Source organism: Rhodococcus sp. 21391 (assembly GCF_016772255.1).
Classification (GTDB): Bacteria; Actinomycetota; Actinomycetes; order Mycobacteriales; family Mycobacteriaceae; genus Rhodococcus_F; species Rhodococcus_F opacus.
This window is the reverse complement of record NZ_CP063781.1, coordinates 3,888,956-3,911,656: the sequence shown is the minus strand read 5'-3', so window position 1 is coordinate 3,911,656 and position 22,701 is coordinate 3,888,956. Positions and strand designations below refer to the sequence as shown.

The following is a 22,701-nucleotide window of genomic DNA, read 5'->3' as shown; positions in this document are numbered from 1 at the left end:
TTCTTCGAACATGAACACGCACGTCGTCGACCATCCGCTCGCAGCGGTCCTCCTGACAACGATGCGCGATGCGCGCAGCGACAATGCCACATTTCGCGCTGTCTTGCGAAAGCTGACACACATGTTGGTGTACGAGGCGATGCGCGAGGCTCCGGTCGAGACGTTCGACGTGGTCACGCCCATCGCCACGACCGACGGGGTGCGGCTCACCCATCCGCCGTTGCTCGTTCCCGTCCTGCGCGCCGGACTGGGCATGGTCGAGCAGGCCAGCAGCCTGATCCCGCAGGCCCGAGTCGGTTTCGTCGGCATGGCCCGGGACGAGGAGACGCATCTGCCGGTGCCGTACCTCGAGTCGCTCCCCGCGGACCTGTCAGGCATCCCGGTGTACGTTCTCGACCCGATGCTCGCGACCGGCGGTTCGATGGTGTACACGATCGAGTTGCTCGTCGCCCGCGGCGCCACGGACGTCACCGCCGTGTGTGTCGTCGCCGCGCCCGAAGGTGTTGCCGCCCTCTCGGCGTCGGGTCATCCCGTGCGACTCGTCACCGCCGCGGTCGACGAGGGGCTCAACGAGGACGCGTTCATCGTCCCCGGCCTCGGCGACGCCGGGGACCGTCAGTTCGGACCGCGCTGACGCCTCGGCTACAGGGCTTCGGCGAACTCGCGCAACAGGTTCAACCGGGTCGCGGCCCTCTCGCGGGCTGCGGGTAGCGCCGATCGATCGGGCACCGGGACAACGACCTCCAGGTAGCACTTGAGCTTGGGTTCGGTTCCCGAGGGCCGCACGACCATCCGGACGGTGGACCCCGCGAGTACGACCGCGTCGGTGCGGGACTGCCCCCGCAGTTCCGCCAGATCCGTGGCCTCGACGGGTTCGCCGGCCAGTTCGGCAGGCAGTTCCGAGCGCAGGCGTCGCATCATCGCGGTGATGTCCGCGAGGTCGGTGACACGTCGCGACACCTGGTCTCCGGCGTGCAATCCGAATTCGAGCGCGTAGTCGTCCAGCCTGTCGAGGAGTGTCGACCCGTCTGCCCGCAGCGTCGCGGCGAGGTCGGCGGCCACCACCGCGGCGGAGATACCGTCCTTGTCGCGCACCGACTCCGGGTCGACGCAGTGACCGATCGCTTCCTCGTACGCGTACACGAGACCCTCGCCGGCCCGCACGAGCCACTTGAAACCGGTGAGGGTGCGGGCGAAGCGGGCGCCGCGGGCCTCGGCGAGCTTTCCGAGGAGGGCGGACGAGACGATCGTCGTCGCGACGAGCGAATCGGCCGGGGCGGCCGCGAGGACGTGCTCGCCGAGCAGGACCCCCGTCTCGTCGCCGCGGAGCATCCGCCAGCCGTCCGGCCCGCGCACGCCGACCGCGCACCGGTCGGCGTCCGGGTCGAGGGCCAGCGCAATGTCGGCGCCGACCTCCGCGGCGAGAGCGAGGACGGCGTCCGCGGCCCCCGGCTCCTCGGGATTGGGGAACTGGACGGTCGGGAAGTCCGGGTCCGGGTCGAACTGCGCCGCGACGGTGTGGACGTCGGTGAATCCGGCGGATTTCAGTGCGGCGACCGCGGTCTCGCCGCCGACACCGTGCATGGCGGTGAGCGCGATGCGCAGTGTCCGTGACCGTCCCGTCGGCAGGGACGCGACCCGGTCGACGTAGCGGTCGAGGAGTTCCTCGGACGCCGGTGTCACCGGGGTGCGCGGCACGAGGTTCGCCGGCCCGACCCGGGTGATCGATGCTTCGATCTCCCGGTCGGACGGCGAGATCAACTGGGCGCCGCCGTCGAGGTAGACCTTGTACCCGTTGTCGGCGGCGGGGTTGTGGGAGGCGGTGATCTGCACGCCGGCCGCGGCGCGGAGGCGGCGGACCGCGAACGCGACGATCGGCGTGGGGAGCGGGCGGGGGAGGAGGACGACCGAGAAACCCGCGGCCGCCAGTACTTCCGCCGCGGCGACCGCGAACTTCTCGGATCCGTGCCGCGCGTCGCGCCCGACGACGACGGTGGAGCCGCCCAGACATCGGTCTTTCAGCCAGGCGCTCAGCCCGGCCGTCGTGCGGATCACTACGGCGAGGTTCATGCCGTTCGGGCCTGCCCGCACCGGCCCGCGCAGACCTGCGGTCCCGAAACTCAGCGGAGCGGCGAAACGGTCGGCGAGCTCGTCTGCGGAGAGATTCGCGAGTTCCGCCCGGGTTTCGGGGTCGGGATCGGCGTCGATCCAGTCCGCGATCGCATCGTTCACAAGCGTTCCACCAGTTCTCGCAGGAGACCGCCCATGCGGTCGGCGGACGCCCGGCCCGCGGCGAGGACCTCCTCGTGGTTCAGGTGCTCGCCGGTGATTCCGGCCGCGAGATTCGTCACCATCGAGATCCCGAGGACGCGGGCGCCGAGCGCCCGCGCCGCGATCGTCTCGTGGACGGTGGACATGCCGACGAGGTCCGCGCCGATCGTCCGCAGCATGCGGATCTCGGCGGGGGTCTCGTAGTGCGGACCCGGCAGCCCGGCGTAGACGCCTTCGGTCAGCGACCCGTCGATGTCGTGGGCGAGGGCCCGCAGTTCGGGGTCGTACGCGTCGACGAGGTCCACGAACTCCGCGCCCACGAGAGGTGACCGGGCCGTGAGGTTGAGGTGATCGCTGATCAGCACGGGTTGTCCGACGGTGAAGTCCTCGCGGATTCCGCCGGCCGCGTTCGTCAGGATGACGGTCGTCGCTCCGGCGGCAATGGCCGTCCGCACCGGGTGGACGACGGACGACAGGGGATGGCCCTCGTAGGCGTGGGTGCGGCCGAGCAGGACGAGGATCCGCTTGCCGCCCACCTCGACGGAGCGGATCGTTCCGGCGTGCCCCGCGGCGGACGGTGGTGTGAACCCAGGTAGATCGGCCATCGGGACGGTGCAGAGTGATTCGCCGAACCGGTCGGCGGCGGCATTCCACCCCGATCCGAGGACGACGGCGATCGAGTGTTCGGCGCAGTTCGTGTGCGCGGCGAGCGCGGCGGCCGCGGCGTCTGGCGTTCCCATGAGGCGATAGTCTTCCACTCATGCCCTATCTCGATCGCGACGGCGACGTATTCATCCTGTACCTCGGCAGCGAGGGCGAGACGGACGACGAGAACCGCTTCCATCCGGACTGGATCGACGCCACCCACGCCGCGCTGGACGAGGTGGAAGCCCACGAGGGTCCCGCCGCACTGGTCACGACCGCGACGGGCAAGTTCTTCACGAACGGTCTGGACACCACGTGGATCTTCGCCAACACGGACAAACTCCCGGAATACCTCGACCGGGTGCACACGATCTACAGCCGCCTCCTCGCGTTCCCGATGGCCACCGTCGCCGCCGTACAGGGGCACAGTTTCGGTGCCGGCGCGATGCTCGCCACGTCGCACGACTTCCGGGTGATGCGCGCCGACCGCGGGTTCTACTGCCTCCCCGAGGTGTCGCTGAACATGCCCTTCACCGTGGGGATGTCGGCGCTCCTGAACACCCGTCTGCCCAAGCAGACCGCGGTCGAGGCGATGACGACGGGCCGCCGCTACGGCGGTTCCGACGCGCTCGCCGCGGGCATCGTCGACGAGATCGCGGACGGCGACGGCGTCCTCGCGGCCGCGGTGACACGGGCCGCCGCACTGACCGCCACCCGCGGCGCCAACCTCGCCGGGATCAAGCGCGGAATCCATCACGACGCCCTCGCCGCGCTCGCCACGGTGACGGACAAGAGCAACTTCAGCTTCGGGTGAGAGAATGAGCACGTGAATGCGGATGTCGAGGCGGCGGTCAGGTCAATCGAGACCGATCTGATCGCGCTGTCCCATTCGATCCACAGCGAACCCGAACTGGCGTTCGAGGAGTTCCGGAGCGTCGCGAAGATCACCGAACTGCTCACACGCAGCGGGTTCGACGTGCAGTCGGGCATCGCGGACCTGCCCACGGCGTTCGACGCCACCTTCGGCAGCGGCGACCTCGTCATCGGAATCTGCGCCGAGTACGACGCGCTCCCGGAGATCGGTCACGCGTGCGGGCACAACATCATCGCGGCGTCCGCGGTCGGAGCCGGCGTCGCGCTCGCCACGGTCGCCGACCGGCTCGGGATCACGGTGCGGGTCATCGGGACGCCCGCCGAGGAGAGCGGCGGCGGAAAGATCGCCATGCTCGAGAAAGGCGTATTCGACGATGTCGCGGCCGCCCTGATGGTGCATCCGGGTCCGATCGACATCACGGGAGCGACGTCCCTCGCGCTGGCCGACATCGCGGTCACGTTCACCGGCCGCGAAGCGCACGCGTCGGCCGCACCGGAGTTCGGGCGCAACGCCGCCGACGCCGCGACCGTCGCCCAGGTCGGGATCGGCCTGCTGCGCCAACACCTCTCGCCGGGGCAGCAGATCCACGGGATCGTCTCCGACGGCGGCACCGCGCCCAACATCGTTCCCGCACGCTCCGAAATGCTCTACTACCTGCGCGCCGAGACGGCGTGGGCGCTGTCCGAGCTGACGACACGCGCGGAGGCGTGTTTCGCGGCCGGCGCACTCGCCACCGGGTGCACGCACGAGATCCGGACGGTGTCGCCCACGTACACGGAACTGACGCCGGACCCGTGGCTGGTCGCGACGTACCGGGAGCAGATCATCGACATGGGACGGACACCGTTGCCGCTCGAGTGGGAGGGCGTCCGTCCGCTGGGCAGCACCGACATGGGCAACGTCACCAACGTCCTGCCCGGAATTCATCCCGTCATCGGCCTCGATTCGGGCGGCGCGGTGACGCATCAGCCTCGGTTCGCGGCGGCGTGCATCACCGAGTCCGCCGACCGCGCTGTGATCGACGGAGCGATTGCGCTGGCTCGCACGGCAGTTCGCGCGGCAACGGACGACACACAGCGGGTGCGGTTGTTGGAAGGAGTTGATCGCCGGTGAACGCGGCAGTCGACAAATGGATTCTCGCTCACACCGACGAACTCTCCCAGTGGCGTCGACACATCCACGCCAATCCCGAACTCGCGCGACACGAATACGCGACGACGGAATTCGTGGCGACCCGGCTGGCCGCGGCCGGTCTGTCGCCCGAACTGCTGCCCGGCGGAACGGGCCTCACGTGTGATCTCGGACCGTCGAACGGTCCCCGCATCGCGTTGCGCGCCGACATCGACGCCCTTCCGCTCCAGGAACTCACCGGCGCCACGTACTCGTCGACGGTGCCGGGCGTGTCGCACGCGTGCGGACACGACGCCCACACCACGATCCTGCTGGGAACCGGTCTGGCGCTCAGCGAGATCCCCGACCTCCCTGTGGGTGTCCGACTGATCTTCCAGCCCGCCGAGGAGGTCATGCCCGGCGGTGCGCTCGACGTCGTCGCTGCCGGACGGCTCGAGGGGGTGTCGCGAATCTTCGCCCTCCATTGCGATCCGCGGCTCGCGGCCGGGCGGGTCGGGGTGCGGCTCGGCGCGATCACGTCCGCGGCCGACACCATCGAGGTCGTGCTCGACTCACCGGGCGGCCACACCTCGCGTCCGCACCTGACGACCGACCTCGTGTTCGCGCTGGGCACCGTCGTGACCGGGTTGCCGGGCATGCTCAGCAGGCGGATCGACCCCCGCACCGGCACCGTGATGGTGTGGGGTGCCGTGAGCGCAGGCCGGGCGCCCAACGCCATTCCGCAGACCGGCATGATGACCGGCACCGTGCGGACCGGCGATCACGAGACGTGGGAGATGCTCGAGCCGCTGGTCCGGGAGATCGTCCACGGTCTGCTCGCGCCCACCGGGGTGCGGTACCAGCTCAACTACCGCCGCGGCGTCCCGCCCGTCGTCAACGACGAGGTGTCGACGCGCATGTTCGAGGACGCCATCCGCACGGTCGGCCCGGACGCCCTCGCCGACACGCCGCAGTCCGGCGGCGGCGAGGACTTCTCCTGGTATCTCGAAGAGGTTCCCGGCGCGATGGCCCGGCTCGGCGTCTGGTCGGGCGTCGGCGAGCAACTCGACATCCACCAGCCCACGTTCGATCTGGACGAGCGAGCGCTGGGCGTGGGGGTCCGGGTGCTGTCGAGCCTCGTGCTGGGCTGAGGCGCGGCGTCAGGCGGGTCTATTCGGTGCCCGGTCCGACGTTGCGGCTGTTGCGGGTGCGCAGGTCGCGCACATAGTCGGAGGGGGCCCCGGCGATCTCTGCGGCGTCGGCCATCACCCCGAGGTAGCGAGCGGACGGCAGGCCGCCCTCATACGCGTCGAGCACGTACAACCAGGCGAGAACGGGTTCGCCATCAGTGTCCACGCGGACGCGGATCTTGCGGTGGATGCCGAGTTCGGAGCCCTCCCATCGGTCGAGGCTGACCTCGTCCTCCTCGGGGACGTCGTAGAGCACGACGAACACCTTGGAATCGGGGTCCTCGACCACGGTGGCGAGTGCGCCCTCCCAGCCGATGTCCCCGCCACTGAACGTCAGTCGCCAGCCGTGCAGCCAGCCCGTCCCCGCCATCGGCGAGTGTGGGCAGCGCTGCAACATCTGCTCGGGATGCATGTTGGACCCGTAGGCGGCATAGATCGACACGGCGGCAAGCCTAAACGGTGGCTAGTAATCTGTTGCATGCAGTGCACGACACGACGCGCTGCGATCGCAGGAAGAGCCGGCCGGAGACCCCGGTCGACAGTTGAATTGGAGGACAGATGACCCGAATCGTGATCATTGGTGGCGGGCCTGCCGGATACGAGGCAGCGCTGGTGGCCGCACAGCACGGCGCCTCCGTCTCCTTGATCGATTCGGACGGGGTGGGCGGCGCCTGCGTTCTGTTCGACTGTGTGCCGTCCAAGACGTTCATTGCCTCCACCGGCGTGCGCACCGACATGCGGCGCGCCACCGACCTGGGCATTGCGCTCGATCCCGAGCAGGCCACGGTCGCGCTGCCGCAGATCCACGCCCGCGTGAAGAGCCTCGCGCAGGCGCAGTCCTCCGACATCCGCACCCGCCTGCAGACGGTGGGTGTCGAACTGCTGTCGGGCACCGCCGAGATCGCCGACCCGCGACTGGGCATGGCGTCCCACCAGGTGTGTGCCACCCTCGAGAACGGCGAGAAGAAGACACTCGATGCGGACGTCGTCCTGATCGCCACGGGCGCGAGCCCCCGGGTGATCCCCGGGGCGGAGCCGGACGGCGAGCGCATCCTGACGTGGCGCGACCTCTACGACCTCGAGGAGCTGCCCACGCACCTCGTCGTCGTCGGTTCCGGTGTGACCGGCGCCGAGTTCGTGTCCGCCTACACCGAGATGGGCGTCAAGGTCACGCTGGTGTCCAGCCGCGACCGCGTCCTGCCCGGTGAGGACGCCGACGCCGCCCTCGTGCTCGAGGACGTCCTCGCCGAGCGTGGCGTCACCCTGGTCAAGCACGCCAGGGCCGATGTCGTGAAGCGCACCGAGGACGGCATCGTCGTCGTGCTCGCCGACGGTCGGACGGTCGAGGGCAGCCACGCCCTGATGACCGTCGGTTCGGTTCCCAACACCCAGGGGCTCGGACTGGAGAAGGTCGGCATCGATCTCGACAAGGGCGGATACCTGCGCGTGGACCGGGTGTCGCGGACGCCGGTGTCCGGGATCTACGCGGCGGGCGACTGCACCGGCCTGCTGCCGCTGGCGTCCGTCGCCGCCATGCAGGGCCGCATCGCGATGTACCACGCGCTCGGGGAGGGCGTCAGCCCCATCAAGCTGAAGACCGTGGCCTCGGCCGTGTTCACCCGCCCCGAGATCGCCACCGTGGGCGTCAGCCAGGCCGCGATCGACGACGGCGAGGTGCCGGCGCGCACCGTCATGCTCCCGCTCAACACCAACCCGCGCGCCAAGATGTCCGGACTGCGCCGGGGCTTCGTGAAGATCTTCTGCCGTCCGGCCACCGGTGTGGTCATCGGCGGCGTCGTGGTGGCCCCCAACGGCTCGGAACTGATCCTGCCGATCGCGATCGCCGTGCAGAACAACCTCACCGTCAACGATCTTGCCGCAACGTTCTCGGTGTACCCGTCGCTGACGGGTTCGATCACCGAGGCGGCACGCCAGCTGATGCGGCACGACGACCTGGACTGATCCCGAAGTGTGGGATATGCATTTCACATAGTGGCTCCTCCGGTGAGATAGTCGGGGCACGGTTCGAAATCATCGACCCGTGCCTCGGCGCTCTCCCGCCCCGCAGACCCAGGACGGACAGGGTGTTCCTCACCTGACCCCTGCTTTGACGTGCCTCCTGGGAGTCGACATGCCGCAATCACTTGCCCGCCGCATGGATGGTTTGCACAGCTCCGCCATCCGTGATCTTCTCACCCTCGCCGCCCGGCCCGACGTGGTCAGCCTCGCAGGCGGGCTGCCCGACCCCGAATTCATTCCGCGCGAACGGATCCGGAAGGAAGCCGAACTCGCGCTCGCGGACCCGGCCTCCGTCCAGTACGGCGAGACCACCGGGTTGCGCCGGCTCCGCGACGTGCTCGCCGCCCGGGAGGGCGCGAAGATCGGCCGGCCGCTCGGCGCCGCCGACGTCGTCGTCACCCACGGCTCGCAGCAGGCGCTGAGCCTTCTCGCGCAGGTGCTGCTCGATCCCGGCGACGTCGTGATCGTCGAGGAACCCGCCTACACCGGAGCGCTACAGGTGTTCCGGGCCGCGGAGGCCGACGTCCGGTCCGTCGCACTCGACGCCGACGGGATGGACACCGCCGCCCTGCAGGGCATGCTCGAGGACGGACTGCGGCCGACCGTGGTCCACACGGTGAGCAACTTCCACAACCCTCGCGGCGTCGTCCTGGCGCCCGGCCGCCGGGAACACCTGGCCGCACTGGCGGACCGTTACGGCTTCTGGGTGATCGAGGACGACCCGTACGGCGAACTCTTCTTCGACGGGCCACCGCCCGCACCCGTCGCCGCGTTGTCGGACCGGGTGATCCGGCTGTCCAGTGCGTCGAAGATCCTGGCGCCTGCACTGCGGGTCGGGTGGCTGCACGGCGACCGGCGGGTGTGCGAGGCCGTCGAGCTGCTCAAGCAGGGCGCGGACCTCTGCGGTTCGTCGCTGACGCACGAGATCGCCGCCGGACTGCTGTCGGACGAGCCGTGGCTGGGCCTGCATCTGGAGATGCTGCGCGCCCGCTACGGGTCCCGGGCCCGGGCGCTCGCGGACGGCGTCACCTCGACGTTCGGCGACCGCGCCCGCGTGTCGTCGGCGGCGGGCGGGATGTTCTGCTGGACCGAGCTCACGGACGCGGACATCGACACGGCGGCACTGCTGCAGACCGCCGTGGACCACGGTGTCGCCTTCGTCCCCGGATCGGCTTTCGGCGTCGCCTCGGAGCACCGGAGCGCTCTGCGGCTGTGCTTCGCGACCTGTTCGGAGGACGTGCTGACGGGTGCTGCGGCGAGACTCGGCGACGCGTACGCCGATCACGCCCAGTCGTAGGTCCGTTCGACCGCCTTGTTCCACTCGGCGTAGAGCCGGGTGGACTCGGCCTCGTCCATCGCGGGTTCCCACGTCTTGTCGACGGCCCAGTTCGCGCGGATGTCGTCCTCACTCTCCCAGAAGCCGACGGCCAGCCCGGCGGCGTACGCGGCGCCCAGAGCCGTCGTCTCGTTGACGACGGGACGGATGACGGGCACGGCGAGAATGTCCGACTGGAACTGCATGAGGGTCTCGTTGACGACCATGCCGCCGTCCACCTTGAGGGAGGCGAGTTCGACGCCCGAATCGGCGCGCATCGCCTCGATCACCTCGCGGGTCTGATATGCGGTGGCCTCCAGGGCGGCCCTGGCGAGATGGCCCTTGTTCACGAACCGGGTGAGGCCGACGATGGCCCCGCGGGCGTCTGGCCGCCAGCGCGGTGCGAACAGTCCGGAGAACGCGGGCACGAAGTAGGCGCCGCCGTTGTCGTCGACCGACTTGGCCAGATCCTCGATGTCCTTGGCGGACTCGATGATTCCCAGATTGTCGCGCAGCCACTGCACCAGTGAGCCGGTGACGGCCACCGACCCCTCGAGGGCGTAGACGGCCGGCGCGTCACCGATCTTGTAGCAGACAGTGGTGAGGAGTCCGTGCTTGCTGTGCACGGGTGCGGTCCCCGTGTTGAGCAGCAGGAAGTTCCCCGTTCCGTACGTGTTCTTCGCTTCGCCCTCCGACAGGCAGGCCTGCCCGAACGTGGCGGCCTGCTGGTCGCCGAGGATTCCGGCCACCGGCACGCCGGGCAGCGTCCCGTGCGGGCGTCCGACGCCGTAGACCTCCGACGAACTGCGGATCTCGGGCAGCATCGACATCGGGATGCCGAAATCGGCACAGATCTCCGGATCCCAGTCGAGGGTCTCGAGATTCATCAACAAGGTGCGGGAGGCGTTGGTGACATCCGTCACGTGGGTGCCCTCGGTGATGTGCCACAGAATCCAGCTGTCGATGGTGCCGAAGCAGAGCTCGCCCGCGTCCGCCTTCTCCCGTGCGCCGTCGACGTTGTCGAGAATCCACCGGACCTTCGGCCCCGAGAAATACGTGGACAGCGGCAGGCCGGTGCGCTTCCGGTACCGGCCCGGGCCCTCGTCGCCGCCGAGTTGCGTGCACAGTTCGTCGGTGCGCGTGTCCTGCCAGACGATGGCGTTGTACACGGGTTCTCCGGTGTTCCGGTCCCACACGACCGTCGTCTCCCGCTGATTGGTGATGCCGATCGCGGCGATGTCGCGTTTGGTGAGATCGGCCTTCGCGAGCGCGGACGCCACCACTTCACGGGTGTTGATCCACAGCTGGGTCGGATCGTGCTCCACCCAGCCTGCGCGCGGAAAGAACTGCTCGTGTTCCTTCTGGGCGACGCTGACCACGGCGCCGTCGTGATCGAAGATCATGCAGCGGCTGGAGGTGGTGCCCTGGTCTATCGCGGCGATGTACTGAATCACACGCATGAAGCTACTAGCCTGGCAGAGAATCCGTCGTCATCTCACAGGAGCCCGAGTTGAGTAGTCAGCCAGGTGTGCAGTTCCTCGGTCCCCGGCAGCGTGATGCCGCATGGGACAAGCTGCAGACCGAACAGTTCGACGTCGTCGTGATCGGCGGTGGTGTGGTGGGAGCCGGTGCGGCCCTCGATGCGGCCACCCGCGGGCTGAAGGTGGCGCTGGTCGAGGCACGCGATTACGCGTCCGGGACGTCGAGTCGCTCGTCGAAGATGTTCCACGGCGGTCTGCGCTATCTCGAGCAACTCGAGTTCGGACTGGTCCGGGAGGCACTCCGGGAGCGTGAGCTGTCGCTGACCACCCTCGCGCCGCACCTGGTGAAGCCGCTCAAGTTCCTGTTCCCGATCACCCACCGCGTGTGGGAGCGGCCGTACATGGCGGCGGGCATCTTCCTCTACGACCGGATGGGCGGCGCCAAATCGGTTCCGGCGCAGAAACATCTGACGCGCGCGGGTGCGCTGCGGATGGCGCCGGGGCTCAAGCGCAACTCGCTGACCGGCGGCATCCAGTACTACGACACCGTCGTCGACGACGCCCGTCACACCATGACCGTCGCCCGCACCGCCGCTCACTACGGGGCGGTCGTGCGCACGTCCACGCAGGTGGTCGGATTCCTCCGGGAGGCGGACCGGGTCTCCGGAGTGCGCGTCCGGGACTGCGAGGACGGCCGCACCGCGGACGTGAAGGCGCACGTCGTCATCAACGCCACGGGGGTGTGGACCGACGAGATCCAGGCGCTGTCGCGGCAACGCGGCCGGTTCCGCGTCCGCGCGTCCAAGGGCGTCCACATCGTGGTGCCGCGCGATCGGATCGTCAGCGACGCCGCGATCATCCTCCGCACCGAGAAGTCGGTGCTGTTCGTGATCCCGTGGGGCAGCCACTGGATCATCGGCACCACCGACACGGACTGGAATCTCGACCTCGCGCACCCGGCGGCCACGAAGGCCGACATCGACTACATCCTCGGTCACGTCAACAAGGTGCTGGTGACGTCGCTGACCCACGACGACATCGACGGCGTCTACGCGGGCCTGCGTCCGCTGCTCGCGGGGGAGAGCGACGAGACGTCGAAACTCTCGCGGGAACACGCCGTCGCGCGGGTGGCGCCGGGCCTGGTCGCCATCGCGGGCGGCAAGTACACCACCTACCGGGTGATGGCAGAGGACGCCGTGGATCTCGCCGCCGACGACATTCCCGCGCGGATGGCGCCGTCCATCACGGAGAAGGTGCCGCTCGTCGGCGCGGACGGTTATTTCGCGCTGGTCAATCAGACCGTTCACCTCGGCCAGATGTACGGCCTTCACCCGTACCGCGTGAAGCATCTGCTGGACCGGTACGGTTCGCTGATCGACGAGGTGCTCGATCAGGCGAGCGGGAAACCGGAACTACTCCAGCCGATCACGGACGCACCGGCCTACCTGCAGGTCGAGGTCGTGTATGCGGCGGCGGCCGAGGGCGCCCTCCATCTCGATGACATCCTCGCCCGGCGCACGCGCATCGCCATCGAGTACTCGCATCGGGGTGTGAACTGCGCCGAGCAGGTGGCGCAACTGGTGGCCCCCGTCCTCGGCTGGGACGCCGACGCCGTCGACCGTGAGGTGAAGACGTATCAGGCGCGGGTGGAGGCGGAGGTGCAGTCGCAGGCCCAGCCGGACGACCTGTCGGCCGACGCGTTGCGGGCGGCGGCGCCCGAGTCGCGGGTCGAACTGCTCGAACCACCGGTCAGTGTGTCAGAAATACCTTGATGACCACGATGATCGTCGCGATCACGGCGACGCCGAACGCGGCGAGGTGCGTGCCGTTCGTGACCCTTTCGCGGCGGAGGCGGCTGATCACGTAACTGATCGACCCGATACGGGCGATCATCACGATCTCGGCGGTCAATTGCGCGGTTCTCGGTTCCAGCCAGCCCAGCAGGGCCGTGCCGAGGATCACGGCAGGCACCACCGCGGACGTCAGGACGGGGACACTGTCCCGTAGTTCCCGTACGCGTTCGGTGCTGGACAGTGATCTGCCCAGCCGGAGCGTCTGGCCTACCGACTCGGCGAACACGTGGGCGAGAAACGTGGACAGCGCGGCACCGACGACGATGGCGATGCCCAGGGTCTCCTGGGATTTGGTGACCGGGATGAGCGCGGCGAGCACCAGGATGTTGCCGTAGATGTAGGCGCTGATGCGGCTCGCCGCATGGTCGGGCGACAGCGGCTCGTCGCTGATCAGCGGCGGGCGGTTCAAGAGCCTCGGAAGGTCCCAGTCCATCCTTCGAGCATTCCACGATCTCGTCGGTCAGCGGGTGTGGACGAGCGATTTCGGGGCGTGGGCGGCGATGACTCCCGACAGAGCCATGACGACGAGGGCTGCGACAGCGATGTAGTCCATGTGACCGAGCATCGTCCCGGAACCCGTGAGCGGTGTGGGCGTTGTCTGTGAGCTCCCTGGGAACTCAGACCTTCGGGCTGTAGTGCTGGGGGTCGTCGCGCCGGCCGAGCGGTGGAAGATTGCGTCGGGGTGTGTGGACGAGCGGAGCGTGCGCGGGGGCGCGTCCGGTCTCGCGGTCCCAGCCTGCGCGGGCGCGCGGGTGGTAGCGGTAGCGCCAGGGCACGAGCCGGAAGACGGCGCCCACGGCGCGGCCGGCGAGGGTGTGCAGGCGCTCGTCGCGTGTGGTCCAGCGGTAGCCGAGGAGGTCGCGGACCGGTTGGTCGTACATGCCGACCGTCAGCCACACGAAGCCCTTCGCCACCGGGATACGGAGGATCGCCCAGATCGGGTCGGGTAGCCACGACAGGAACGGGGGAACGCCGAGACCGGACAGGTCGAGGACGTCGCGGGTGGCCTTGTTGTCCTCGAGGACGTTGCGGCACATGTGATCCCAGTACTCCTGGAACGCCTCCCAGGTTTCCGGGACGGGGCGCATGCTCATTCCGTACAGGCGGTACCACTGGATGTGCTCGGTGAACAGCCGGCTCTTCTGGTCTTCGATGAGGCCACCCATGAAGTGGTCGCCCGTGAGGATGGTGCCCATGAAGAACGTGGCGTGCGCCCAGTAGAACGTGTCGGGGTCGAGGGCGTGGTACCTGCGGCCGTGTTTGTCGATTCCCTTGATGTTGTCGTGATACCCCCGCACCTGCTCGGCGGTCTGGTGAGCACGGTCGCCGTCGAAGACGACGCCGCCGATCGGGTACAGCGACCGGTAGAGCCGCTCCCATCGCTCGTCGAAGAAGCGGGAATGTTCCTCGACGCCCGCGCCGAGTCCGGGATGCATGTTCTGCATCGACCCGGCCCAGACGCCCTGCAGCATTCCGCGCCAGTCGCCGAAATACTTCCAGGTCAACGAGTCGGGGCCGAGGGGGACGGGAGCGGAGGCCGGGACGGGCGTACCGTCCGGGTTCAAGTGACTACGCACGTTGTCAGACTAGGATCTGACAACACACGTAGTCAAGGATCGGAGCGAGAAAAGTGACGCTGGAGGACCGGCGGGAAGCACGGCGGAATTCGCTACTCCGCGCGGGCGTCGCGCTGCTCGGAGCCCCGGACGGGCCCGCGGTGAGCGTGCGCGCGGTCTGCCGCGCCGCGTCGCTGACCGAACGGTACTTCTACGAGTCGTTCCAGGACCGGGACGAATTCGTGCGCTCGGTCTACACCGCAGTGGGTGACGAGGCGCAGGCCGCTCTCGTGGAGGCGGTCGCGTCCACCGAGACCGCGCGGGAGCGCGCCGAGGCCGCCGTGGACGCGTTCGTGAAACTCATGGTCGACGATCCCGCCATGGGCCGCGTGCTGCTGCTCGCACCGCTGTCGGAACCCGCGCTGAGCAGGCGGGGCATCGACCTGATGCCCGGCTTCGTCGCACTCGTGCACGACCAGCTGTCCGCCGTCGACGACGAGGTGGAGAAACAGCTCGTCGCGGTCGGTGTGGTGGGCGCGCTCACGACGCTGTTCATCGGATATCTCGACGGAACTGTTGCCGCGTCGCGCGAGCAATTCGTCGCTCATTGCGTCACTCTGGTGGTGGAGGCAAACAAGGCCGGCCACGAGTGAGGTGTGCATGCCGTTCCAGGTATCCGTGGACGATCCGACTCGCCCGCAACCCGAGCTTCGGGTACTCGACCGCAAGTTCTTCCAACTCGTCGGCGAGTTCGTCTACGTCCACGGCGACACGGTGGTGACGGTGCCCGGTTGCGCCCCGATGCCGTGCCTTCTCCGCACGGATCTGGCATCGATCCCCGCGCCGCTGCAAGGCCTGCTCACCCCGTACGGCCGGCAGCTGCTTCCGGCGATCATGCACGACGACCTCTGCAAACGTGCGAGCGCGCAGGGACCGGCGGGAAACACTCTGCGACGGCACGCGGACGAACTGTTCCGGCTCGCCCTGCTCGACGAGGGCGTCGGACCGTTCCGCAGCCGCATCTTCTGGGTCGGCGTCGAGGTCGGCCGGTTCTGGACGTTCACCGACGTCGCCCGGTTCCTGCTCATCGCGCACCAGGTGCTCGGCATGCTGTGCTGGGTAGTGGGCGTGCCGTGGGCGTTGGCGACCGCGCACTTCGGCCTGGCCGCGCTCTTTCTCGTGCTTCCGGTCGTGCTGTCGCTGTTGTGGCGCAGAGACTTTCCCGTCGCCCTGCTCGGGTGCCTTCTCCTGCCCGTCATCGCGCCGACGTATCTGCTGACGATCGCCACGGCCGCGGTGCTGTGGGTGCCGGACGGTGCCGCGTGGTTGTTCGGCCGCAGACGGACTCGCAGACCGCCGCCGCTCGGGCCGCCGACCATCGTCCTCCGCTAATCCACCATCGGCGGCTGACAGTACGTGCAGAAGAAGATCTGCTGCTGACCGAGGTCGTGGCCTTCGATCACCGTCCCGCAACGGCGGCAACGCTTTCCGGCACGCCCGTACACCCACGGCCGATGGCGGACGGAGTTGTTCTTGTCGATGTGAATCATGCGATGCGCGAGCGTGACCAGCGCGGGCAGGTCGGCCACGCCGCTCGACGGAGTGTAGGGATGGACGCCGCGGAGGAAGCAGACCTCGTTGCGGTACACGTTGCCGAGACCGGCCAGGTTGCGCTGGTCGACCAGGGCGAGACCGATGGGCTGGTCACCGGCCGCCCGCAGGTTGCGGATCGCCGTGTCGGCGTCCCAGTCCGGTCCCAGCAGATCCGGGCCGAGGTGGCCGACCGCGGACTCCTCGTCGTCACGCCCCAGGATCTCGGTGATGCCGAGCGAGAATCCGACCGCCACCCTGTCATCGGTGGCGAGCACGATCCGGGCCTGGTGCGTGGGACGGCGCCACTTCGTGTCGGGCGCGTAGACGTGCCACGCGCCTTCCATCTTCAGATGCGTGTGGATCGAGTAGTCGCCGACACGGATGAGAAGGTGCTTCCCGCGGCTGACCACCTCGTCGACGAGCTGGCCGGACAGGTCGACGGTGGCGTACCGGGGGACCCGCACGTCGCAGCGGATCAGCACCTTGCCCGCGAGGGCGTCGCGAAGCGAGTTGGCGGTGCGCCAGACGGTGTCGCCTTCGGGCATCTCAGGCTCGCAACCGGAATCCGCGAGGGGTGGGCGAGAAACCGGCCTCGGTCAGGATCGGCGCGAAGTCGCTGCCGTGGATGGTGTCGCCGTCGACCTTCTCGACGACGATCTTGTCGATCCCGCCGCGCTTGACCACACCGGCGAGCGTGACCGCCGCGGTGCGGAGAACGCCGGGGTCGTCGGTGAAGGTGAGGATCGTGCGCCCGCCGCGTTCGACGAACAGGATCAGTTCACCCTCCACGAGCACCACCAGACCGCCGGCCTTGCGTCCCGGCCGGTGCGCGGGCGCGTTATCGCCGCGCTTCGGCCAGGGGAGAGCCGCACCGTATGGGTTGGCGGGATCGCTGGCGGCGAGAGTCACAGCGGGCAGGGTGGTGTGCCTGCCCTCGAGCGAGTCGGCGTAGCTCCGGAGTCGGTCCACCACGGGCGGGGTGGAGAACTGTGCACCGCCGAGCGACTCGACGAAATGTCCTCGCCGGCAGCGGCCGTTGTCCTCGAACGTGCCCAGCACCTTGTACATCAGCGCGAACCCGCCGGGAACGTTCTCGGTCATCACGGACCCGCGCGTCACCACCCCGTACCGCTCCAGAAGCAGTTCGGCCGTGGCGCTGGCACGCAGCGTGGCATCGGATTCGGCGGCGGGGAGGATCGACCACCTTCCCCCGACCGTGGGCGGTGCGGTGCGCACCGGGACCGTCAGGCTGCGGTACGCGCGGGCGCGTGGGGGTCGTCGGGGCGACCGGTGGCTCGTGGTGGTCCTGGACGTGTCCGACAGCAGGGCACGCACCGGGGCGAGCGTGTCGTTGCCGATGTGGCCCAGCCACACCAGATCCCACAATGCGGTGGCCAGCGCGGTGTCGTCGGACATCTCGAGGGTGTCCGCGAGTTGCCGGAAGAAGTACGCGCCGCCGCCGGACAGCGTGTCGAGCACCCGGCGCTGGACATCGGACAGATCCGATTCCGCGGGCGGGGTCAGCGTGAGCGGTGCGGTGTCGGCGGGGTGGAGGCACACCCACCCGTCCTTGCCGGAGATGCTGCCCGCGCCCGACCACAGGACCTCGCCGGTGGAGGTGAGTTCGTCGAGCATGGCGGGGGAGTAGTCGGCCACCCGGGACGGCAGGATCAGTGACTCGAGTGCCGAGGCGGGCACCGGGACGCCGGCAAGCTGTTCCACCACGGTCGCGACGCCGTCGATGCCGCGCAGCGTGCCCCCCACGTGCTGCCAGCCCGGGAGGAAGCGGCCGAGCGTCGCGGTGCTGACCGGTTCTACCTCCTGCCGCGCCGCGGCCAGCGAGCGCCTGCGGAGTCGGCGGAGAACCTCGGCGTCGCACCATTCGCTTCCCGTCGCGCCGGGGCGGAACTCGCCCTCGACCACCCGCTTGCCCTGCGCGAGTCGCTGCAGCACGTCACGGGCCACCGCGGAACCGAGCCCGAAACGGGCGGCGGCGTCGGTGATCGTGAACGGACCGTGGGTGCGGGCGTACCGGCTGATCAGGTCGGCCAGCGGATCGTCGACGGGTTCGATGAACGCGGCGGGAACACCGATGGGTAGCGGCACCCCGAGCCCGTCGCGCAGGCGGGCAGCATCCTCGATGGCCGTCCACCATTCGTGACCGGCGAAGGAGACGGCGAGCGCCCGCTTCGCGCGGACGAGTTCGTCGAGCCAGGGGGTGGGATCGCTGGTCGACCGTGCGGCGACCTCGTCGGAGGTGAGCGGACCCAGGAGGCGCAGCAGGTCGGCGACGCCTTCGAGATCTTTCGCCTTGCGGTCGGGAAGCAGGCGCTGGAGTTCGAGTTCGGCGTGGGCGATGACGTCGGCGTCGAGCAGTTCGCGCAGTTCCACCCTGCCGAGCAGTTCCGCGAGCAGCGTCGAGTCCAGGGACAGCGCCGCCGCCCGGCGTTCGGCGAGCGGGCTGTCGCCCTCGTACATGAACTCGCCGACGTAGTTGAACAGCAGGGCGCCGGCGAACGGCGACGGCGACTGCGTCTCCACCTCGACGATGCGGATCTGGCGACGCGCGAGCCTGCGGAGCAGGTCCTTCAGCGCCGGTAGGTCGTACACGTCCTGCAGGCACTCGCGGACGGTCTCGAGCAGGATCGGGAACGTCGGATACCGGCGGGCCACGTCGAGCAGCTGGGCGGACCGCTGCCGCTGCTGCCAGAGCGGTGCGCGCTTTCCGGGGTTGCGGCGCGGCAGCAGCAGCGCCCGGGCCGCGCACTCACGGAACCGGGACGCGAACAGTGCCGAACCGCCGACCTGTTCGGTGACGATGTCCTCGATCTCGTCGGTGTCGAAGACGAACAGGTCGGCGCCGGGCGGGGTGTCCTCGGTGTCGGGAAGACGCACGATGATGCCGTCGTCGGAGGCCGTCGCGTTCGAGTCGAGGCCGTACCGCTCGCTCAGCCGCGCACTCACGGCCAGCGCCCACGGAGCGTGAACACGCTGGCCGTACGGCGAATGCAGGATCAGTCGCCAGTCGCCGAGCTCGTCACGGAATCGTTCGACCACCAGGGTGCGGTCGGTGGGGACCTGCCCGGTGGCGGTCTTCTGCTCGGCGACGAGCTGAACGAGATTGTTCGTGGCGTTCTCGTCGAGCCCGCCGGTGCGGCAGCGTTCCTGCACCTCGATCTCGTGCCCGAGAGAGATCTCCCGAAGGAACTGCCCCAGCGCCTCGCCCAGTTCCGCCGGCCGGCCCAGGCCGTCACCGTGCCAGAACGGCAGCCGCCCCGGCTGCCCGTAGGCGGGGCTGACCAGCACCCGGTCGAACGTGATCTCCTCGATCCGCCAGCTGGTGGCCCCGAGCGCGAAGACGTCGCCGACCCGCGATTCGTACACCATCTCCTCGTCGAGTTCGCCGACGCGGGACGCCTTCTCACCGACCATGTAGACCGTGAACAGACCGCGGTCGGGGATGGCGCCACCCGAGGTGACCGCCAGCCGCTGCGCGCCGGGGCGTCCGGTGAGCGTATTGGCCTCGCGGTCCCAGACGAGGCGGGGCCTGAGCTCGGCGAACTCGTCGGACGGGTAGAGGCCGGCGAGAAGGTCGAGGGTGGACTCGTACGCCGAGCGGGGCAGCGTTGCGAAGGAACCGCTACGCCGGACCGTCTCGAACCAGTCGTCCACGTCGAGCGGCTCGAGCGCGGTGGCCGCCACCGTGTGCTGGGCGAGGATGTCGAGCGGGTTGGCGGGGACGGCGAGCGCCTCGATCTTCCCGGTGACCATGCGCTCGACGGTGACCGCGCAGTGCACGAGATCGGTGCGGTGCTTCGGGAACACGACACCCCGCGAGATCTCCCCGACCTGGTGTCCGGCGCGGCCGACTCGCTGCAGACCGTTCGCCACCGACGGTGGTGCCTCGACCTGGATCACCAGATCGACCGCGCCCATGTCGATTCCGAGTTCGAGGCTGCTCGTCGCGACCACGCACCGCAGTCGCCCCGACTTCAGGTCGTCCTCGATCAGGGCCCGCTGGTCCTTGCTGACCGACCCGTGGTGGGCGCGGGCGAGGAGGGGGTCCGCGCCGAAATTGACCGCGGATGGCGTGCCGATCTGCGAGGCCGGTTTCGGGCTCTTGTCGACGGCGGTCCCGGCGCGTTCGGCGTAGATCTCGTTGAGCCGAGCCGTCAGGCGCTCGGCGAGGCGCCGCGAGTTGGCGAACACGATGGACGACCGGTGCGCCAGGACGAGGTCGACGATCTGTTCCTCGACGTGCGGCCAGATCGACCCCGCCTGCGGGGTCGCCGACGCCGAACCCTCGGCGGGTTCGGCGAGGCCGAGTTCGGTCATGTCCTCGACCGGCACCTGCACGGTGAGGTCGAACGTCTTCGGCGACGGCGGCGCGACGATCCGGATGGGGGCCGAACCGGACAGGAACCGGCCCACTTCCTCGTGCGGGCGCACCGTCGCCGACAGCCCGATGCGCTGCGCCGGGGTGGCGAGAAGCTGGTCGAGACGTTCGAGCGACAGGGCCAGGTGGGCGCCGCGCTTGGTGCCTGCCACCGCGTGCACCTCGTCGACGATGACGGTGTCGACCTGGGTCAGCGTCTCACGCGCGGCGGACGTGAGCATGAGGAACAGCGACTCGGGGGTGGTGATGAGGATGTCGGGCGGATTCTTGATCAGGGCGCGCCGGTCACCTGCCGGTGTGTCGCCGGAGCGGACGCCCACCGAGATCTCCGGCGGGGAGAGCCCGAGCCGCTTGGCTGTCTGCGTGATCCCGACGAGCGGGGCGCGCAGGTTGCGTTCGACGTCGACACCCAGGGCCTTGAGCGGGGAGATGTAGAGGACCCTGGTCTTGCGGTCCGTTCCGTCTGTGGCGGCGAGTTGGTCGAGGGACCACAGGAACGCGGACAGCGTCTTGCCCGAACCGGTCGGGGCCACGACGAGCGTGTGCGCGCGGCTGGCGATCGACTCCCACGCACCGAGCTGCGCGGCCGTCGGCGCCGGGAAGGCGCCGTCGAACCACTCGCGGGTGGCAGCGGAAAACCTGCCCAGGACGTCGCTCACCGTTCCATAGTGCACCGGGGGTGTGACAGGCAGCGGGAACATACCGTGCGGTCTCTGGAATCCAGTTCGGCGAACGTGTCGGTGGGGCGCAGTATTACTCGCACATGAGTTCGATCAGGGGTTGGGCGGCAGATCAGGTGAGGGAACAGCTGGTGCGTTGGACGATGCCGTATCAGACCTGCTCGACGCAGACCTCAGTGCTGTGTCGGATTCTGATGTGGTGCTGATCATGCAGCAGCTCGAGAAGTCCCTCCGCCGCGCCGGTGCAGTCTCGCTGCGGCTGATCGTCGAGAGTGTCGAACGCTCGTTACCCGCGGCGCTCGGTTGCAACTCACCGAACCAGCTCCTGGTCGAGGTGCTGCGCGTGTCGGCAGCAGACGCGTCGGCACGGGTGGCGGCCGCCCGCGACCTCGGTCTGTTTCATACAGCTTCGGGCGAGCAGATGGAGGCAGCGCTGCCGGAAACCGCCTCCGCGCAACGGGATGGCGACATCGGTGCCGACCATGCACGCGTAATCCGGGAGATCATGCGAAAGATCCCGCATGCGGTCACCAACGCCGACGTCGCATTGGCGGAGTCGATCCTGGCGCAGTGTGCGAGAGAAGGTACACCCGAAAATGTCGAGAGTGCCGGCCACCGCCTCCTCGCTCATCTCGATCCCGACGGAAACCTGGGTGACGATCGTGATCGCTCCCGGCGGCGTGGTGTTTCGCTGGGCCGTCAAGATTCCGAACTGATGTCGAAGATCTGCGGTGAGCTCGACCCCACAGCGCGCGCTCTGCTCGACCCGATCCTCGCGAAATGGGCTCGCCCCGGCATGAACAACCCGGACGACCCGGAGTCACCGTCTGGCGACGCCGACAATCCGTCGATCGACCGTGAAGCACTGGTGGCGGCGGCAGCGCGTGACACTCGCACTGCTGCGCAGAGAAACCACGACGCCCTCAGCGCGATATTCCGGGTCATGCTGGAATCCGGGATCCTTGGCCGGCATCGGGGTCTGCCCGTCACGGTGATCATCACCATGATTCTCGACCAACTCGAGAATGCGGCAGGCGGCGTGACCACCACGGCCACCGGCGGACTCCTTCCCCTCGGCGAAGCGCTGAAGCTCGCCGAACGCGCCCACCCGGTGCTCGTCGTGTTCGACCACGACGGCCGGCCCCTGCATCTGGGACGGCGCCGACGAGTGGCGAGCGCGGACCAACGCCTCGCTCTCATCGCCGCCGAAGGCGGATGCACACGGCCTGGTTGCGCGGCCCCGGCCAGCATGTGCGCGGTGCACCCCCTGCAGGAGTGGCGCAACGGCGGATACACCGACATCGACTCACTGATGCTCGTGCGCGATGCCTGCCACGCCCAGGTCCACGACGGGCCTACAGGCTGGGCGACCACCAGCGCGCCCGCCGGTGACACGTATGCGGGGCGCACCGAATGGATTCCACCACCGCACATCGACCCGGACAGAAACCCGCGAATCAATCACCGACATCACGCCGGTGAGCTGATCGCCCGCGCTCGCCGGAAAGCCCGCGACCGGGCATGTGCCGAGGACGGTGTGCCCTAGCTGTGCGCCGCCCCTCACACTGTCGTGAGTTTCGCCGTCGCCGGAGCGAACGACGGCGACGGCAACTCGACGGTTGCGGGCTCGTGCTCGGAGACCACCACGTAGGCGCCCACAGCGAGTAGCGCCAGAGCAACTGCGCGGATCAACTTGAACACGTTGTCTCGCATCGGTC

General features: G+C 69.0%; 19 protein-coding genes. 10 read left to right on the top strand and 9 right to left on the bottom strand.

Annotated elements, in window-relative coordinates; all coding sequences use genetic code 11:
- Nucleotides 1-10: 10 nt before the first annotated feature.
- Nucleotides 11-634 (top strand): uracil phosphoribosyltransferase, encoded by a 624-nt coding sequence (gene upp, locus GO592_RS18320; RefSeq protein ID WP_202714917.1) that lies wholly within the window; start codon nucleotides 11-13, stop codon nucleotides 632-634.
- A gap of 8 nt (nucleotides 635-642) precedes the next feature.
- Here the strand turns inward: upp and GO592_RS18315 are convergent, their stop codons facing one another.
- Nucleotides 643-2,232 (bottom strand): phospho-sugar mutase, encoded by a 1,590-nt coding sequence (locus GO592_RS18315; RefSeq protein WP_202714916.1) that lies wholly within the window; start codon nucleotides 2,230-2,232, stop codon nucleotides 643-645.
- Nucleotides 2,229-3,011, bottom strand: a complete 783-nt coding sequence (locus tag GO592_RS18310; protein ID WP_172650436.1) for a purine-nucleoside phosphorylase — start codon at nucleotides 3,009-3,011, stop codon at nucleotides 2,229-2,231. The genes GO592_RS18315 and GO592_RS18310 overlap by 4 nt, the downstream gene beginning before the upstream one ends.
- Before the next feature lie 20 nt (nucleotides 3,012-3,031).
- On the opposite strand from GO592_RS18310, the gene GO592_RS18305 reads away from it, so the two are divergent.
- The 3 genes from GO592_RS18305 to GO592_RS18295 are packed head-to-tail and all read left to right on the top strand — an operon-like array spanning nucleotide 3,032 to nucleotide 6,051.
- Entirely contained in the window at nucleotides 3,032-3,730 is a 699-nt protein-coding gene (locus tag GO592_RS18305) for an enoyl-CoA hydratase-related protein (RefSeq protein WP_202714915.1), read from the top strand.
- 12 nt (nucleotides 3,731-3,742) lie between these two features.
- Nucleotides 3,743-4,903, top strand: a complete 1,161-nt coding sequence (locus tag GO592_RS18300; RefSeq protein WP_202714914.1) for a M20 family metallopeptidase — start codon at nucleotides 3,743-3,745, stop codon at nucleotides 4,901-4,903.
- Nucleotides 4,900-6,051 carry a M20 family metallopeptidase gene (locus GO592_RS18295; RefSeq protein ID WP_202714913.1) on the top strand — a complete coding sequence of 384 codons (1,152 nt, stop codon included), beginning with the start codon at nucleotides 4,900-4,902 and terminating at the stop codon, nucleotides 6,049-6,051. The genes GO592_RS18300 and GO592_RS18295 overlap by 4 nt, the downstream gene beginning before the upstream one ends.
- Before the next feature lie 19 nt (nucleotides 6,052-6,070).
- Here the strand turns inward: GO592_RS18295 and GO592_RS18290 are convergent, their stop codons facing one another.
- Nucleotides 6,071-6,532 carry a gamma-glutamylcyclotransferase gene (locus tag GO592_RS18290; protein ID WP_005256966.1) on the bottom strand — a complete coding sequence of 154 codons (462 nt, stop codon included), beginning with the start codon at nucleotides 6,530-6,532 and terminating at the stop codon, nucleotides 6,071-6,073.
- Between the two features lie 116 nt (nucleotides 6,533-6,648).
- Between GO592_RS18290 and GO592_RS18285 the strand changes: the two genes are divergently transcribed.
- Together GO592_RS18285 and GO592_RS18280 are read left to right on the top strand one after the other, a co-directional pair.
- Nucleotides 6,649-8,052, top strand: coding sequence for an NAD(P)H-quinone dehydrogenase (locus tag GO592_RS18285; protein WP_172650439.1), 1,404 nt, complete (start codon nucleotides 6,649-6,651; stop codon nucleotides 8,050-8,052).
- 169 nt (nucleotides 8,053-8,221) lie between these two features.
- Nucleotides 8,222-9,406 carry an aminotransferase-like domain-containing protein gene (locus tag GO592_RS18280; protein WP_202714912.1) on the top strand — a complete coding sequence of 395 codons (1,185 nt, stop codon included), beginning with the start codon at nucleotides 8,222-8,224 and terminating at the stop codon, nucleotides 9,404-9,406.
- Here GO592_RS18280 and glpK read toward each other — a convergent pair.
- On the bottom strand, nucleotides 9,391-10,884 hold the full coding sequence (glpK, locus tag GO592_RS18275; protein WP_172650441.1) for a glycerol kinase GlpK: 1,494 nt from the start codon (nucleotides 10,882-10,884) through the stop codon (nucleotides 9,391-9,393). The genes GO592_RS18280 and glpK overlap by 16 nt on opposite strands.
- A 50-nt stretch (nucleotides 10,885-10,934) precedes the next feature.
- Between glpK and glpD the strand changes: the two genes are divergently transcribed.
- Nucleotides 10,935-12,677: a glycerol-3-phosphate dehydrogenase gene (glpD, locus tag GO592_RS18270; RefSeq protein WP_005239930.1), complete on the top strand. Its 1,743-nt coding sequence runs from the start codon at nucleotides 10,935-10,937 to the stop codon at nucleotides 12,675-12,677.
- Here the strand turns inward: glpD and GO592_RS18265 are convergent.
- Together GO592_RS18265 and GO592_RS18260 are read right to left on the bottom strand one after the other, a co-directional pair.
- Nucleotides 12,655-13,191 (bottom strand): hypothetical protein, encoded by a 537-nt coding sequence (locus tag GO592_RS18265; RefSeq protein ID WP_172650442.1) that lies wholly within the window; start codon nucleotides 13,189-13,191, stop codon nucleotides 12,655-12,657. The two genes, glpD and GO592_RS18265, sit on opposite strands and share 23 nt — an antisense overlap.
- Before the next feature lie 184 nt (nucleotides 13,192-13,375).
- A complete protein-coding gene (locus tag GO592_RS18260) occupies nucleotides 13,376-14,335 on the bottom strand; it encodes an oxygenase MpaB family protein (protein ID WP_202714911.1) in 960 nt (319 codons plus the stop codon).
- A gap of 53 nt (nucleotides 14,336-14,388) precedes the next feature.
- On the opposite strand from GO592_RS18260, the gene GO592_RS18255 reads away from it, so the two are divergent.
- Together GO592_RS18255 and GO592_RS18250 are read left to right on the top strand one after the other, a co-directional pair.
- Nucleotides 14,389-14,967, top strand: coding sequence for a TetR/AcrR family transcriptional regulator (locus GO592_RS18255; protein ID WP_005573314.1), 579 nt, complete (start codon nucleotides 14,389-14,391; stop codon nucleotides 14,965-14,967).
- Nucleotides 14,968-14,974: 7 nt separating this feature from the next.
- Nucleotides 14,975-15,706 carry a DUF1353 domain-containing protein gene (locus GO592_RS18250; RefSeq protein ID WP_172650444.1) on the top strand — a complete coding sequence of 244 codons (732 nt, stop codon included), beginning with the start codon at nucleotides 14,975-14,977 and terminating at the stop codon, nucleotides 15,704-15,706.
- Here GO592_RS18250 and GO592_RS18245 read toward each other — a convergent pair.
- Both GO592_RS18245 and GO592_RS18240 read right to left on the bottom strand, forming a co-directional pair.
- Nucleotides 15,703-16,452: an Fpg/Nei family DNA glycosylase gene (locus tag GO592_RS18245; protein WP_172650445.1), complete on the bottom strand. Its 750-nt coding sequence runs from the start codon at nucleotides 16,450-16,452 to the stop codon at nucleotides 15,703-15,705. The two genes, GO592_RS18250 and GO592_RS18245, sit on opposite strands and share 4 nt — an antisense overlap.
- 1 nt (nucleotide 16,453) lies before the next feature.
- Complete coding sequence (locus GO592_RS18240) at nucleotides 16,454-21,004, bottom strand: ATP-dependent helicase (protein WP_443218431.1); 4,551 nt, start codon at nucleotides 21,002-21,004, stop codon at nucleotides 16,454-16,456.
- A 187-nt stretch (nucleotides 21,005-21,191) separates the two neighbouring features.
- Here GO592_RS18240 and GO592_RS18235 point away from each other — a divergent pair, with 187 nt between their 5' ends.
- Nucleotides 21,192-22,529, top strand: coding sequence for an HNH endonuclease signature motif containing protein (locus tag GO592_RS18235; protein ID WP_337952688.1), 1,338 nt, complete (start codon nucleotides 21,192-21,194; stop codon nucleotides 22,527-22,529).
- A 14-nt stretch (nucleotides 22,530-22,543) separates the two neighbouring features.
- Here GO592_RS18235 and GO592_RS18230 read toward each other — a convergent pair whose 3' ends face one another.
- On the bottom strand, nucleotides 22,544-22,696 hold the full coding sequence (locus GO592_RS18230; protein WP_202714908.1) for a hypothetical protein: 153 nt from the start codon (nucleotides 22,694-22,696) through the stop codon (nucleotides 22,544-22,546).
- Nucleotides 22,697-22,701: the final 5 nt, after the last annotated feature.